Source organism: Roseibium porphyridii (genome assembly GCF_026191725.2).
In the GTDB taxonomy this organism is placed as follows: Bacteria; Pseudomonadota; Alphaproteobacteria; order Rhizobiales; family Stappiaceae; genus Roseibium; species Roseibium porphyridii.
In genome coordinates, this window is record NZ_CP120863.1 from 4,838,850 (window position 1) to 4,853,777 (window position 14,928).

Here is a 14,928-nt window from a genome sequence, read left to right on the forward strand (position 1 = left end):
TTTTCAGCAATTTCAAACAACACTGACATACGGACACAAAACATGATCGATTTGGAACAAATCATTGTTCGGCCTGCGACCTCATCTGATGCACAGGACCTTGCCAAACTCATTGATATCGCTGGCGAAGGCATTCCTCACTGGCTGTGGTCACAAAATACAGCTGAGAACCGCACACCACTTGAGATCGGAACAGAGCGGGCGCAAAGAGAGAGCGGCGGGTTTTCATATAAAAACGCGATGGTGGCAGAGAATGCCGGACGAGTGCTCGGTATGGTGCTGAGTTACCCGATAATTGAAGCCCCTGATGAAGACATCGACAGCCTGCCGGATCCAATCGCCCCATTTGTCGAACTTGAAATGAAGTCTGCCGGAACCTGGTACATCAATGCTCTGGCCGTCTTTCCGGGCCATCGCTCATCCGGTCTCGGCTCTTTGTTGATGGAGGCGGTTGATACGGCCGCAAGCACATCCGGGTTTTCTCGCTTGAGCATTCAAGTCTATGGGCAGAACTCGGGCGCAGCGCGACTTTACAAGCGTCTTGGCTTTCGAGAAACCGCAAGATCCCGTGTGAGATTACATCCGGTACAACCCTATTACACAGGCGATGTTCTGCTTCTGGAAAAGAACCGATAGCAATTGACGGGCCTGAACCTCAAACTCTGACGCAATTCAGGCCCGGATCTGCTAGAACAGGTCGCAATGAGAACGAGCGGAAAAACGGCATGCGACGTCGGGAACTTCTCAAAACGGGTGCGATGCTCAGCACGCTCGCTTTTACAGGACAGCCACTCTTGGCAATGCAAAAACCAGATTTGTATGTGCCGCCGGAAGAAGCGCCACATGAACTGACTTTCATGCAATGGCCGGTCAGCCGCCAGGTTCACCCCGATGCGGCATTTCTGCGTGAGCTCAAGCAAACCATTGCTGACATCGCCAATTCGATCGCAGCGTTTGAGCCGGTCGTGATGTTGGCTGCAGCGAGAGACCACTCAAATGCTCGCAAGCTCCTGTCGTCGGGTGTCGAGCTTTGGGATGTGCCGACTGAAGATCTCTGGTGCCGGGATTCCGGGCCGCTGTTTGCCTTCGATTCAGCGCAGAAACGGGTCGTCAGTCATATCCAGTTCAACGGATGGGGCAACAAACAGGTTCATGCGAATGACGGCCTGATTGCCTCCCGGATCGCCGAGCGACTGGCAATGGAACTTGTTTCCAGCGGTGTCACCGGAGAAGCCGGTGGGATCGAACACGATGGCCATGGTCTGCTGATTGCCCATGAAAGCTCCTTGGTCAACAACAACAGAAACCCTGGACTGTCCCGGACAGAAATTGAGGACCGTTTGTTGCAAGCCTATGGCGCGGAACGGTTCATCTGGTCACCCGGTGTCTGGGGTGAAGACATCACCGACTACCATATCGACAGCCTCGCCCGGTTTACCGGTCCCGGACGCGTGCTGATCAATCTGCCCGACGAACCGGAGGAAGCCGATCCGTTTCATCAGGCTGCGCTTGAAACCCATGACCGGCTTCTCGCGGCGCAGCTGCAGATCGATGTCATACCCGAGCCATATGACCACCGTGTACAAGCTGTCGATTTCGTCGCCTCCTATGCAAACTATTACGTTTGCAATGGGGGCGTCGTAGCCCCTCAATTTGGAGATGAGGAAACCGATGCCATCGCCGTAGAAGCGCTTGAGCGACACTACCCGGATCGCCAGGTCATCACGCTGAATGTTGATGCTTTGGGTGAAATCGGTGGCGGCATCCACTGTGCGACACAGCAACTGCCGTTGGCCTGAGCTTAGGTCCCCAGGAGCTTCGACCCCCTCCACCCGAGTGACGCCAAAGACCGTCATGCAACCTCAGATACATTCAAGAAGAGTTGCATTACTCCAGTATCTTATTACAGTTTCCTTAGGGAAGGGATGTTATGGATAGCGCGCTTGCGCGTGCGATCAGGGAAGGAATGACACATGTCAGAGTTACGAGCCGTTTTCGCGGTTCTGTTGCTAGCCGGCATCGCGTTCCTGGCATCGCCTGTTGTCCCTGCCCAGGCAGACGGAATTTTCGATGACGGCTGGACGCTTCAACCCGACGCGTCGTCGCTCAGGTTCCAGTCTGTCAAAAACCTGACGCAGGTTGAATCAAGCAGCTTTGCCGAGTTCGAAGGTAAGATTGAAGAGAACGGCGACGCTTCCGTTCGCATCTTTCTCGATTCAATCGATACCAAGATCGACCTGAGAAACGTGCGGATGCGTTTCCTTTTCTTTGAGACGTTCGAGTTTCCCTCGGCGGTCATCTCTACAAATATCGACCCGACAGTGTTGAGCGATTTGCCCGAGCGCAAGCGCAAGATTATTCCGCTGACCTTTTCCTTGAAGCTTCACGGTGTCGAAAAGACCCTTGAGAGCGAAGTTGCCGTGACGCTGATGAGCGATGACCTGGTCGCCGTATCAAGCACAGCGCCGATCTCTGTCGCTGCGTCCGATTTTGGCCTTGATGGCGGTGTCAAAAAGCTGGAGGAAGCGGCAGACGTCGTGATCGTGCCCTCGGCTACGGTTTCCTTCGATTTCGTCTTTGCCAAGAACCAGGATGATGACGACGCCCGTGCAGCCGCTGCTGAACCGGCCGAAAATCCAGAACCGGCGGCCGCCAAAGCACTGGAGCCAGAGGGTGACTTTGACCTGGAGGCATGCGCAGGACGTTTTGAAATTCTTTCACGCACCGACAACATCTATTTCACCAGCGGCAGTTCCAGTCTGGACCCGAGAAGCGAACCCTTCCTGAACAGTCTTGTCGACATTGTCGCGCGTTGCCCCGGACTGGTGATTGAAGTCGCCGGCCATACCGACAGTGTTGGTCGCGCTTCAGCCAATATGAGATTGTCGCAACGCCGGGCAACTGCGGTCATGGACTATCTCGTTGCGAAGGACATTCCCGACAATCGGATCAGAAGCGTCGGCTATGGAGAAACCCAACCGGTCGCATCCAACAACACGCCGGAAGGCAAACGTCGAAATCGCCGTATAGAGTTCTCCATTGTTGAATAGAAACAAAGCCAGCACTGCTTCGCTAGTCTCGGCTGCCCTTATAATCTTGGTGGCCCTGATCCTGCCTGCAAAGGCGGAAGAAAAGCGTATTGCGCTTGTCATCGGCAATGCCGCTTACAGCAATGTCACGCCACTGGACAATCCTCTCAACGATGCCGAACTGATGGCGTCTTCACTTGAAGCGGTCGGTTTTGAAGTCATTCTCGTCACCGAGGCAACTCAGCTTGAAATGGTTCAGGCAATTGCTAGTTTCGGCAGCAAACTGCGAGACGCCGGCGAAGACGCAACGGGGCTGTTCTATTATGCAGGCCATGGCGTGCAGTCTTTCGGCTCCAATTTTCTTCTGCCGGTTGACATCGCACTCAACGACGCTGCCGATCTCAGCCTGGTTGGCGTGCCTGCCCAAGCTGTTCTTTGGCAGATGTTTTCTGCCAAAAACCGAACCAATATTGTCATTCTCGACGCTTGCCGGAACAACCCGTTCACGACAATCGCGGATCTGAACGACAATGGTCTTGCGGAGATGAAGGCGCCCAAAGGCACGTTTCTTTCGTACTCGACGGCCCCGGGCGAAATTGCAGTCGACGGTGTCGGATCGAACAGCCCGTTTACCGAAGCCCTTGCTCAGCGGATGTCAGAACCAGGACTTCCGGTTGAAGCGCTTTTCAAGAAGGTGCGTGTCGACGTCCTCAGCAAGACTGGTGGGCTCCAGACCCCATGGGACACCTCTTCGCTCACCACTGACTTTCAATTCGTTGCCGCCGAGGCACCGCCGGCACAGCTCCTGCAGATGCGTCAGCTTTGGGATTCAGTTCGACTAAGCCGCGACCCGGTTCAAATTCTACTGTTTTTGCGGGCCAACCCGGACAGTGTGTTCACAAAGGATGCCCGGGCATTGCTTCAGGAGTTGATGCTGGAGGAACTGCAGGCAGAAGCCCAGAAGCCGGCACCGGACGTGGAAACTGCGAAGCAGCCGGAACCGGCCGTACAACCCGAACCGGTATCCCCGGGCCAAACAGAGCGCGACCTCATCGAAGAAGCCCGCAAGACCGGCAGCGCAGAAGCTTATGAGAACTATCTGAGCGCCTACCCGGAGGGCGCGTTTGCTGAATTGGCCCGTCTGGAGTTGCAGTCCATCGAGACCAACGCGCAGCGTACGGATCCGATATCAGATCCGCAGCCTGTCGTGACGCAAGAGCCCCAGCAGCCAGAACCTGATCAGGAAACACGGATCACATTCAACGCCCCCCTGGGCATTGGCGATGCCGAGATTGCCACCCGCAGCATTGCCCAGCTCATTCAAGGCTCTCCCCGCTTTCCGCCGATAGAGGGCCTGCCGGAAGACGCTTGGAAAAACAAGAGTTGTGCCTCCTGCCACCAATGGGAGCAGGACAACCTTTGCGAACAGGCCCAAACTTATTTGAAAGAGAACTCCGAAGCAGCCGACAAAGCGCACCCATATGGGGGCGGATTTAAGTCGGCACTCAGGGACTGGGCTCGTAGCGGATGTGAATAGGTTTTTGCGCGAACCCTTCAGGACCGAACGGATAGTTTTCTAGTTTTGGACCTTTGTGAGAACGGCATAATCTGCATATCCCCGATAGAGCTGGCGATATTCGAGGCACGCGCCTTTTCGTTTCGCAAGCGCCTCAAGTTCGGATTTCAGCTCACGACGCGGACTGACGTGGAATGACTTCAACCACTTGAACAAAGCCTTCCGGAACCAGACCGGAAGTCTCTCTTGCTGACCGAAATCAACCACGTGAATGCGCCCTTCTTCGGCGAGGCAGCCACTGCCGGCGGCAAGCGCTTCTCGCCAGACCGGAATCATCGACAGCGTATAGGAATAAAAAACCCTGTCGAATGCCGGGACACCCAAACCTTCTGTCGCGAAAGGATCAGCGGCATCGCCTTCGATCAAGCTGACCCTATCTTCCACACCGGCTTTTTTGATGTTCTTTTCTGCGGTTTCCAGCATGTTTCTGGAAATATCAAGTCCGTAAAACCTTGCCTCCGGATATGCCTGCGCAGCCAACACGAGGTTCCGACCTGTGCCGCAACCCAGCTCCAGGACCTTGCCGCCTCTCGGTGGTTGCATGTCGCTGATCAACCGATCGCGACCGAGAAGATAGTATTTCCGCGTCAGGTCATAAAAATAGCGCTGGTTGCGATAGACAGAATCCATCAAACGGGCAGTTTCAACGCTTCCGCTCATTTGCGTTTCTGGACCCTTTGTCTACCCGTTGAACACATAGAGGTGGAACCCGCCATAGATGGACGAGCGATCCTGTCGACCGAGTTCAAGGCTTTCTTTTTCTTCATAGGTCCAACGATCAAGTATCGCGTCAGCGACGCGGCCGGGCAACAAAGACGGTTCGGCAGCAGTGCGAAACACGACCCTGGCACCTGGCTGGGCCGTCCGGGTGATCTCGCTCCAAAGAGCATTCAATTGATGATCGGTCATCCAGTCCTGCGCATCAAGAAGCACATAGGCATCCAGCATGTCGTCGCCAACACCCTGCAAGTGCTCGGTGAAGTTCCGGTTCAGAACCCTCACCCTGCCGGCGCGTTCGCGAATTTCTTCAAAATGAGCTCGCTTCAGATAAGGCGGCAACGGTCCGGATTCTCCGGCAGGCCCGTCCCTGTCCGATGCATATCCACGCCCGAATGCCTGCCAGGCAAAATAGTTGTCCTGCATGGAAAAATCACAGGCGAGCTTTTCGAGACGTTGGCGCAAGACCGCTGACATGTCTCCATCAGCATTAGCTGAGACAAGCGCATCGTACTGCGCCGGCGGAATGCCCAGCCCATAAAGAGACATTTTTTTCGAGGTCGCCCAACGCACCAGTCGCTTGTCAAAAAGAGGTGCCAGTGCCGTATCGAAGAACGAACGCTGCTCCTCAAGCGATTTTGCCTTGACCATGTGCTTGGGGTCGATGCCGTAAAGCCTTGCCACAAGGTGACCCAGGCCGATGCAATATCCGAGGAGGCCGTGATGATAGAGGTCTCGGGAGAACAACGTAATGCGTTTGCGGCCCCAATTGGCCAGGTCACGCCCTTCCCAGTAAGCGATGGTTTCCGGATCAAGGTTGTCTTTTAGGAACCGCTGATAGGCCGCCACATTGGCTTTTTCGTCCGCTTCGCCGAAGAACCGGTAGAACGTTTCGTAGTTCGGGAAATACTTGGCGGCGGCCAACTTCAACCGGCCGAGAGCCACGTGAGCACGGTTGAGGTCAACTGCGGTGATTTCTGCCGGATTGGCGGTCAGGTAGGACATGACATTGCAGCCGCCCGATGCAATGGTGATCATTCTGCTTTCAGGTGTCAGTCGCAGAGCCTTCATGTCCACGTCCGGATCTTCCCAGATCTGAGGATAGACAAGGCCCTTGAAAGCGAAGGTGAACAGGCGCTCAAGGATTCCCTCGCGAGAGGTTGCCCCGGATCGGTGAACCGCGTTCTTTAGCCGTTTCTTGGACGCCGACAGCGTGCCATTCGCCATTGCCCTCTCCCGAGTCGCCTGTGAAATGAACCTGCTTTCCGATACGGCAGAGACACGACAGTTTGGTGACGTTTCTGGAGAATTGTTCGATTGTCCGGGCAATAAAAAATCCCCGCCGGAGCGGGGATCTTCGGTTTCAAGTCTGGTCGAACAGCCGACTAGCGGGTGACGACCACAAAATCCGTACCAAGACCTGTGTTGCGTTTGAAATTCCGGTCAGTGATGGTCAGGGATGTCCCTGGCGTCAGCATTTTGGAGATTTCGAGCGCGACTTTTTCCGGCATCACGACACGGTCAAGCAAGTCCTTTGAGTTGCCACCGCGGTCGCCTTCAGCTGAAACAGCTATCCAATCGACAGTCTGGTCGCCCTTTTCAAAATCGAGCGCAGTATAAACGTGCGTACCGATGTCCTTGTCTATGTTCTTCAGCGTTACAGGCGCTGAATACACATCACGGAACTTGCGGCGCACACGCAGCATTGCATTCTGCGGCTTTTCATATCCGGCCTCGGCGTAGATCATTGCCACAAGCGCATCGGTCACATTGCCGGTTACCGGCAGCTCCGCACCTTCCTGATAAAGGCTCACGGCAGCACGTGTCTTGCGGCCAAAGATACCATCGACCGGACCGGCGTCGTAGCCCATCTCATTGAGAAGACGTTGCAGCACCCTTGTGCGGCTCGGCGCTTTTTGAGGTGTAATGATCATCCGCAAAGGCTTGTCGAAATACGGATTTTCCGGCTCAGCCACAGGCAGCGAGGCCTGCAGGCTTGCAGGTTGAATGGCGCCACGCAGGGCGGAATCTGCCTGAATGTTCCTGCTCGACAGGCTTGCAACTTTCGTTTCCGGAACGAAAGGCTGTGGCAAGACGCTGTGGCGGACGCTTTGCGGCTTTGCCGGATCCCTGGTGACCACGACATGCATGCCCCTGTCCGTCATGCTGTAAAGCGACTTGGCAAAAGGACGCGGCATGCGAATGCAGCCATGAGAGGCCGGATAGCCGGGCAATCTGCCCACATGCAGCGCAATACCTGACCAGGTAAGTCGTTGCATGAACGGCATTGGTGCATTGTCATAAAGATTGGAAAAATGTTTGCGGCGCTTTTCCAGGATCGAAAAAACACCCGTGGGCGTGCTGTGCCCGCGCTTTCCCGAAGAGATCGGCGACGTTTCGATCAGATCGAGCCCGCGATAAACCTGAATCTGCTGTTCGTTCAACGATACCAGCATATGCAATGGCGGCTCGGTTGCCGCTTTTTCGGCATCCTTTGCAGTATCACGTGCCCAGGCACCGGATACGGCGGTAGCTGACAGAAGTGCTGCACTTGCCAGACCCAGCAGAGCGCGTGTCCGCCTTCCGCGGCTATATTTACTACAAGACGACATCCCAGAGCTCCCCAACGCAAAACCTATCAAGCTCGACCTAGTGTTTAACCGAGATCTTTTTAGATCGGGTTAGGAAACACGGTTACTTATTGGTTTCCTTCACCCTTTCCCCCAATCCGTCGCACACTATCGGGACTCGATCTGTTATTCACATCACAAATTGTACAGCTCTGACTCCAAGATGTGAGGATTGCCGCGCCGGAGACTCGAGACGTCGCGCCTTTCCAATCTATTTCTTCAGGCCATCCTGGAAGACGACCGCTTCACCACGGGACGGCGTTGTGAGCTCGTCTTCCCACATGACGCGCTGACCTCGCACAATGGTGCCAATGGGCCAACCGGTCACGTCCTTACCGTCATATGGCGTCCAACCACACTTGGAAGCTATCCACTCGTTCCGGATGGTTTTCTTGAGCTTCATGTCCACGACGGTGAAGTCGGCATCATAGCCGATTGCGATCCGACCCTTGCGGGCAGTCTGGAACAGCCTGAGTGGGCCTGCGCTTGTCATATCGACAAATCGGGCGAGGCTCAGTCGACCGGCGTTTACATGATCGAGCATGATGGGGACCAGTGTCTGAACACCCGTCATACCCGACGGAGAGGCAGGATAGGGCTTCTGCTTTTCCTCCAGCAGATGTGGCGCATGATCTGAGCCGAGTATATCGAGAATGCCCTGCTGCAAACCCCACCAAAGACGTTCCGAATGGCGCGGCGCGCGCACCGGCGGGTTCATCTGCACCAGCGAACCGAGACGGTGATAGGCCTCATCCGTCAATGTCAGATGATGCGGAGTAACTTCAATAGAGGCCACATCCTTGTGGGTGATCAGATAGTCCACTTCCTCCGCCGTCGAGAGGTGCAGAACATGGATCTTCGCGCCTGTTTCCCGGGCGATGGTGACAAGACGATCGGTACATTTCAGTGCCGCGACTTCGTCCCGCCAGATCGGATGCGAACTCGGATCGCCCGCAACGCGCTCTCCCTCGCGCTCGCGCAGGCGAAATTCGTCTTCAGAGTGAAACGCCGCGCGACGTCTTGTTACCGACAAAATATCCCTGACACCCTGATCGTCTTCGACCAAAAGATCTCCGGTCGAGGACCCCATGAAGACCTTGATACCTGCAGCTGCCGGAAGACGCTCCAGCTCTGGAATGTCCTTCACGTTTTCCCGGGTACCACCAACCCAGAACGCAAAGTCGCAATGCATTCGGTGGTGACCACGGCTGACCTTGTCGGCAAGCGCTGCTTCACTTGTAGTCAAAGGGTTGGTGTTGGGCATTTCGAAGACAGTCGTCACTCCGCCCATTGCGGCAGCGCGCGATCCGGTTTCGAGGTCTTCCTTGTGCTCAAGTCCGGGCTCGCGGAAATGAACCTGTGTGTCCATCACTCCCGGCAGGACATGCAGTCCTGTGCAGTCGATCACTTCTCCGGCCTGAGCGCTGTCGAATGAACCGATGCCGGCGATGCGACCATTTCTTATCCCGACATCCCGAACCCCCTCGCCGTCCTGGTTGACTACGGTTCCGCCTTGCAGGATCAGGTCATAGGTCGCGCTCATTGGGCTCCTCCGGTATCACGTTCAGGGCAATCTGACTGGTCTCATGGGGCTTATACGCGGCCCCCATAAAAAGAGCCAGACGCCACACCCGGTTTCCACTCTTGCCCGCACCAAGGAGAGCGCCTATTTGGGGCAAAGACGAAATTTCTTGTCCGACAAAAGGAAGATGCCGTGCCGTCTGCAACTTACGCTCATCTGACCGATCGTTCGCTGATCAAGGTCGCCGGCGATGAAGCCACACATTTTCTGCAGAATCTGGTGACGTCGGATATCGACAATCTGGGCCAACTCGGCGCTGCGTCCGCAGCTCTGCTGACGCCTCAAGGCAAGATCCTCTTCGATTTTTTGATCTACAAGTTCGACGACGTTTACTATGTGGATGCGCCGAGTGCCGTGGCCACCGACCTGCTCAAACGCCTGACCTTTTACCGCTTGCGGGCGAAAGTCGACCTTGAGGCGGTTGATGCCGAAATTGGTGTCTTCGCTGTTTGGGGAAATGGAAAAGCTGCAGATAAAGGTCTTCTTTCAGTCAATGATCCCCGTCTGGAAGCACTCGGTCAACGGGTTGTCGGTCAGATCGACCAACTTTCGCAAACCCTTGATGGTGTCGCCGCGGACCTTTCTGCATATGATGCACATCGGATCGCACATGGCGTGCCGGAGGGACTGAAAGACTACGACTATTCTGACATCTTTCCGCATGATGCAGACCTCGACCAGCTGAACGGCGTCTCCTTTACCAAGGGCTGCTATGTCGGCCAGGAGGTTGTTTCGCGGGTCCAGCATCGTGGCACGGCTCGCAAGCGGTTCGTCAAGGTTGAAAGCAGCTCTGCTCTCTTTGACAAGGGAACTGACCTTACCGCCGCAGGAAAAAATGTTGGGACACTGGGGTCAACTGCCGTCGGTCAGAACGGGTCAGTCGGGCTGGCACTCATCCGCCTTGACAAGGTTGCGCAGGCCAAGGACAACGGCAACCCACTTCTATGCGGCGATGTGGAAGTCGACGTGATTCTGCCTGACTGGGCAAAATTCACTTGGCCTGAAACGAGCGCCGCGGACTGAAACCGCTCTTTGTCCTGAGGACCGATGCCCGCTGCCCGCTCCGACCAGCCCCCTCGTGCCTGGCAACGCATGTTGTCGGGACGACGCCTGAATCTTCTTGACCCTTCTCCGCTCGACGTCGAGATTTCAGATATTGCGCACGGCCTTGCCCGGGTCGCTCGCTGGAATGGCCAAACCTTCGGCAATCACGCATTTTCAGTGGCCGAACACTCGCTGATCGTTGAAGACATAGCGCTGCAGCTCAGGCCCGATCTGACGGCAAACTGGCGGCTTGCCGTATTGCTGCACGACGCGCCGGAATACGTGATCGGAGACATGATTTCACCGTTCAAAGCGGTTATCGGCGAAGCCTACAAGGCCGTGGAAACCCGGCTGCAAGGCGCAATTCACTTGCGTTTCGGATTGCCTGCGGACATCCCCGCAACAGTCAAAAAACTTGCCAAACGAGCGGACATCATCAGCGCTTATTTCGAGGCCGTCGAACTCGCCGGTTTCGATGAGCAGGAAGCAGCCAAGATCTTTGGGCGGCCCCGTGGCTTTCCACTCAACAAGGATGGCAAATTGCACTACGGACTTGAGCCGATGCCGGTGGCCAAGGCCCAGGAAAAATTCATGGAACGCTTCAACGAGATCGAAGCCCTGCGCGAAGCTGGGAACAAACGAAGCGAACACAAAGCAAACGGGTGACCTTGAGCGCGAATGACCCTAGTTTGTTGGCAGACACTAAAAAGGTACTGCCATGCTTCACGTGTGCTCCTTATCCAAGCTGACGGATACGGTGAATAAGACCGGCGCAAAATCACTGGTCACGCTAATCAATGCGGAGATGGAAGTACCGACGCCGGCCGGCATTGATCCCGGCAAGCACCTCTTCCTGGCCTTCAATGACATTGTTGACCCTGTCCAAGGATTGATCCCGGCAAGCGAACGGCATGTTGAAGATCTGCTTGCCTTTGTTAACTCCTGGGACAGGCAGGCGCCGCTGGTTATTCATTGCTGGGCCGGGATCAGCAGATCTACGGCAGGAGCCTATGTTGCGGCCTGCACGCTCAACCCGACGGCAAACGAATATACGCTCGCAGCCCTGCTGCGGGAGCGCTCACCGTCGGCGACGCCAAACGCACGCATCGTTGCCATGGCTGACAAGTTGTTGGGCCGCGAGGGACGCATGATCGATGCCATTCGCGGGATTGGACGAGGTGCCAACGCCTTTGAAGGAGCGCCGTTTCTCATGCCCATCGACATTCAGGAGTAGCCATGCCGCATCGGCAAGCCAGCATCGAAATCGGATTGAATGCCGTCATCGTGTCGGTTTCCAACGGCATGCCCCAGATTGTCCACGTCAACGACACGGTGGACTCGCCCCTCAACGGACTTCCCTTCGGGCCGTTCGACCCGATCCGACACCGTACCTTTGACATCGGTCTGAGGGCCTGGGTGGAAGAGCAGACCGCCTTGCGGCTCGGCTATGTCGAACAACTCTACACATTTGGAGATCGGGGCCGTCACCGCGTTGCCGGCGACGAAGGACCCCATGTGGTTTCCGTCGGCTACCTCGCCTTGACAAGGCAGACGCCAAATTCCGAGGAAACACTGGCCAAACACAACTCCGCCTGGCATTCCTGGTATGACTATTTTCCCTGGGAGGACTGGCGAAGCGGACGTCCCTCACTTCTCGACAACGAAATACTGCCGACGCTCGACGCCTGGGCCCAGGAACCACCGGCGCCCGGAGAACCCCCAAGGCCACTTGCCCGCAGCGAACGTATTCACCTTGCCTTCGGCACCGGCACGACAAGCTGGGACGAGGAACGCGCGCTCGAGCGCTATGAGCTGCTTTATGAAGCCGGATTGGTGCAGGAAGCCCGAACGGACGGCCGCGCCGCGGCGCAAGCCCGCGGCGATCTTCCTTTCCTTGGCGTGCCCATGAGGTTCGACCATCGACGCGTTCTGGCAACAGCGATCTCCCGTCTGCGCGGGAAGTTGAAATATCGGCCAGTCATTTTCGAACTCATGCCGGAAACTTTCACGCTGACAGACCTGCAAACATCCGTCGAAGCAATTTCCGGGCGTCACCTGCACAAACAGAATTTCAGGCGACTTGTTGAAAACGCTGATCTGGTGGAACCGACCGGAGCAACCTCGACGGCGACCGGTGGAAGGCCGGCCGCCCTGTTCCGTTTTCGTCATCAACTGATGAGCGAGCGCCCTGCACCTGGATTGCGCGTTGGCGGAGGACGATAACCGCCAGTTGGTCGAATCGGCTTTTAATTTGTGCCTAAGACTTTGACGTCTTGGGTCAATTTCCGACATTCAGCACCAAAAACTACTTGGCAATATTAACCATAACTTCGCGCATTTGAGTTCGAACGCCGAGAAATTCCGCGAATTCTTCGCTTATTAACGCTCTTTCAAGGTTAAGCAGACATCTTCAATTGCAGTATTGCCGTTTACACGGCGTTAGCACCGTTCGTCCGGTGAACCGGGACGATGTGTAACGAGTTGGAGTTGGCTGCGTATGTCTGGCCCAAAGTCCCGCAACAGAAAGCGGTTTTCTGCAAAAGTGACTCAGGAATACGGCCCGGTCCGTGCGCGCATGCGGCGGATTAAATATGTTCTTGTTGCCAGTCCGTTGTTGTTCATCGGGCTGGGCGGGTCGGTTGCCGAGCAGGATATCTTCGCACTCATCAACGCTCGCAATGAAGCCTCACCACGCTGGATGATGGCTTTGGAGCCCGGCAACTTTACCTCCAAGGTCTCACCGCAATTGTCGCTGGCAACGGCACCTCCTCCGAGCCACACAAGTGCGCCGGTTCTGACGCTGACATCGGCAGACGAGGAATTCGAAGCCAAACCGGTGATGGGTCTTGATGAGGTTGCCAGAAGCGTTCAGCCCACTGAGATTCCAGACCGGATTGAAACCAATGCATCCTCCAAGGGGGACCGGCTGATCACCATGGCTCCCGATCGGCAGATGGTCGATCAGGCTGCCGGGAACGTCTTTGCGATGTCGAGCCTGATCTCGACCGAGAAAAAACACAAAGACCTGCCGCGTGTCGCTTTCGTCAAGCCGGCACCGCTCGACAGCAAGGAATCCACCCTGCTGGCCAAAGCCAGCGAAGATGGGCTCCTGGAAGACGGACCGCTCGATCTACAACGGGTCATGATGGCACGCAATGCGGCTGCAGCCAGCTTTTCACTCGTTTCCGCGTATGCCCCAGACAGTGTCAAAGAGACCAAAGAGCCCTTCGACGCCCTGTTTGGTGCAGCGAAATACGAGCAGGAACTGCCCCCGCCAGAAGATCCTGAGAACCCGCATTGGTGGGCGCAAAAGCCGCTGCCGCTTTCCGTCGGTCAACGCAAGGAGCAGCGCTGCCTGGCTGAGGCGATCTATTTCGAAGCCCGCGGCGAGTCCGAAGAGGGACAGGTGGCAGTTGCTCAGGTCGTTCTGAACCGGGTCAAAAACCCGGCCTATCCGAATTCCATCTGTGGCGTGGTCTACCAGAACAAGCACAAGCGCAATCGTTGCCAGTTCTCCTTCGCTTGTGACGGGATCAAGGATCGCATCTCAAGTCCGGCTGCCTGGAAGACGGCGCAACGTCTGACCAAGGACGTTTTGAACGGCAAACAGTACCTGAAGATGGTCGATGCCTCGACGCACTATCACGCAACGTATGTGAGCCCACGTTGGGCACGGTCCATGGCCAAACGCGGCCAGGTCGGACTTCATATCTTCTACAAGACCTACGCGGGCGGCTGGAACTGATCCGGACGTTCAGCTTCGTCAGTCGTTTGACCGGAAGACATTTGTGACCACATAGGTGGCAAGCAGAACAAGGTGAAAGCCGAGCAGTGCTGCCACTTGCAGCATGCTGATCTGCGAGAACTCCAGCAATTCGCTCAAAACGTGGATCGACGAGATAATAATGATCGTCGAGACGATCCGGTGTTTCATCCGTCGGTAGGCCCGTTCTCCCTGCTGAATGTAGTCGTCGCCGTGTACCGACTTCTTGAGCCGGTATGTGTTGTAGGTGTTGGTCGCGACCATGATCAGCAGATTGGCAATAAAAACCATGTCGAGAAGATTGAGGATCAGCAGGATCGTCTTCTTGCGGTCCAAAAACTCGTATGTTTCGACCGCGTGATAGATGTCCACGAAGAACGTGATCAGAAACAGCACCATACCGACCGCAAGACCCAAAAGCATGGGAATCTGCGCATAGCGTGTCAGTCGGATGACGAGGTCTTTTTCTACTGTGCTGTTGTTGTGATTGTGCTCTTCGCTCATCATGCGCCCTGACGCAACGGATCTGACTTATTGCAACGCACGCTAGAGTGCTTTTTAAAGCCGATCAACCAATGCCTGTCGGC

14 protein-coding genes are annotated in these 14,928 nt (G+C 55.8%); 9 read left to right on the plus strand and 5 right to left on the minus strand.

The features are described 5' to 3' along the window. Positions 1-42 precede the first annotated feature (42 nt). From K1718_RS22235 to K1718_RS22250, 4 genes are all read left to right on the plus strand, one after another. Positions 43-636 carry a GNAT family N-acetyltransferase gene (locus K1718_RS22235; RefSeq protein ID WP_173006121.1) on the plus strand — a complete coding sequence of 198 codons (594 nt, stop codon included), beginning with the start codon at positions 43-45 and terminating at the stop codon, positions 634-636. 89 nt (positions 637-725) lie between these two features. Continuing rightward, positions 726-1,799 (plus strand): agmatine deiminase family protein, encoded by a 1,074-nt coding sequence (locus K1718_RS22240; protein WP_265680814.1) that lies wholly within the window; start codon positions 726-728, stop codon positions 1,797-1,799. 174 nt (positions 1,800-1,973) lie between these two features. Then, the gene (locus K1718_RS22245) at positions 1,974-3,050 is read left to right on the plus strand and encodes an OmpA family protein (RefSeq protein WP_265680813.1); all 1,077 of its coding nucleotides are present in this window, start codon (positions 1,974-1,976) and stop codon (positions 3,048-3,050) included. Beyond that, positions 3,040-4,566 (plus strand): caspase family protein, encoded by a 1,527-nt coding sequence (locus K1718_RS22250; RefSeq protein WP_265680812.1) that lies wholly within the window; start codon positions 3,040-3,042, stop codon positions 4,564-4,566. Before K1718_RS22245 ends, K1718_RS22250 begins: the two co-directional genes overlap by 11 nt. 39 nt (positions 4,567-4,605) lie before the next feature. On the opposite strand, the gene K1718_RS22255 is transcribed toward K1718_RS22250, so the two are convergent. The 4 genes from K1718_RS22255 to K1718_RS22270 form a co-directional block, all read right to left on the minus strand. After that, positions 4,606-5,265, minus strand: a complete 660-nt coding sequence (locus K1718_RS22255) for a class I SAM-dependent methyltransferase (protein WP_265680811.1) — start codon at positions 5,263-5,265, stop codon at positions 4,606-4,608. Between the two features lie 21 nt (positions 5,266-5,286). Beyond that, on the minus strand, positions 5,287-6,549 hold the full coding sequence (locus tag K1718_RS22260) for a BtaA family protein (protein WP_265680810.1): 1,263 nt from the start codon (positions 6,547-6,549) through the stop codon (positions 5,287-5,289). A 158-nt stretch (positions 6,550-6,707) separates the two neighbouring features. Continuing rightward, positions 6,708-7,934: a L,D-transpeptidase family protein gene (locus K1718_RS22265; RefSeq protein WP_265680809.1), complete on the minus strand. Its 1,227-nt coding sequence runs from the start codon at positions 7,932-7,934 to the stop codon at positions 6,708-6,710. A 229-nt stretch (positions 7,935-8,163) separates the two neighbouring features. Next, positions 8,164-9,495: a dihydroorotase gene (locus tag K1718_RS22270; RefSeq protein WP_265680808.1), complete on the minus strand. Its 1,332-nt coding sequence runs from the start codon at positions 9,493-9,495 to the stop codon at positions 8,164-8,166. Between the two features lie 171 nt (positions 9,496-9,666). Between K1718_RS22270 and ygfZ the strand changes: the two genes are divergently transcribed. From ygfZ to K1718_RS22295, 5 genes are all read left to right on the plus strand, one after another. Then, positions 9,667-10,557 (plus strand): CAF17-like 4Fe-4S cluster assembly/insertion protein YgfZ, encoded by an 891-nt coding sequence (ygfZ, locus tag K1718_RS22275; protein WP_265680807.1) that lies wholly within the window; start codon positions 9,667-9,669, stop codon positions 10,555-10,557. A gap of 24 nt (positions 10,558-10,581) precedes the next feature. Next, a complete protein-coding gene (locus tag K1718_RS22280; RefSeq protein WP_265680806.1) occupies positions 10,582-11,244 on the plus strand; it encodes an HD family hydrolase in 663 nt (220 codons plus the stop codon). A gap of 52 nt (positions 11,245-11,296) precedes the next feature. Further along, entirely contained in the window at positions 11,297-11,812 is a 516-nt protein-coding gene (locus K1718_RS22285) for a tyrosine phosphatase family protein (protein ID WP_152503036.1), read from the plus strand. A gap of 2 nt (positions 11,813-11,814) precedes the next feature. Continuing rightward, on the plus strand, positions 11,815-12,801 hold the full coding sequence (locus tag K1718_RS22290; RefSeq protein ID WP_265680805.1) for an NUDIX hydrolase: 987 nt from the start codon (positions 11,815-11,817) through the stop codon (positions 12,799-12,801). 274 nt (positions 12,802-13,075) lie between these two features. After that, on the plus strand, positions 13,076-14,323 hold the full coding sequence (locus tag K1718_RS22295) for a cell wall hydrolase (protein ID WP_265680804.1): 1,248 nt from the start codon (positions 13,076-13,078) through the stop codon (positions 14,321-14,323). 18 nt (positions 14,324-14,341) lie between these two features. Here the strand turns inward: K1718_RS22295 and K1718_RS22300 are convergent, their stop codons facing one another. Beyond that, positions 14,342-14,848, minus strand: coding sequence for a YqhA family protein (locus K1718_RS22300; protein ID WP_209006679.1), 507 nt, complete (start codon positions 14,846-14,848; stop codon positions 14,342-14,344). Positions 14,849-14,928 lie beyond the last annotated feature (80 nt).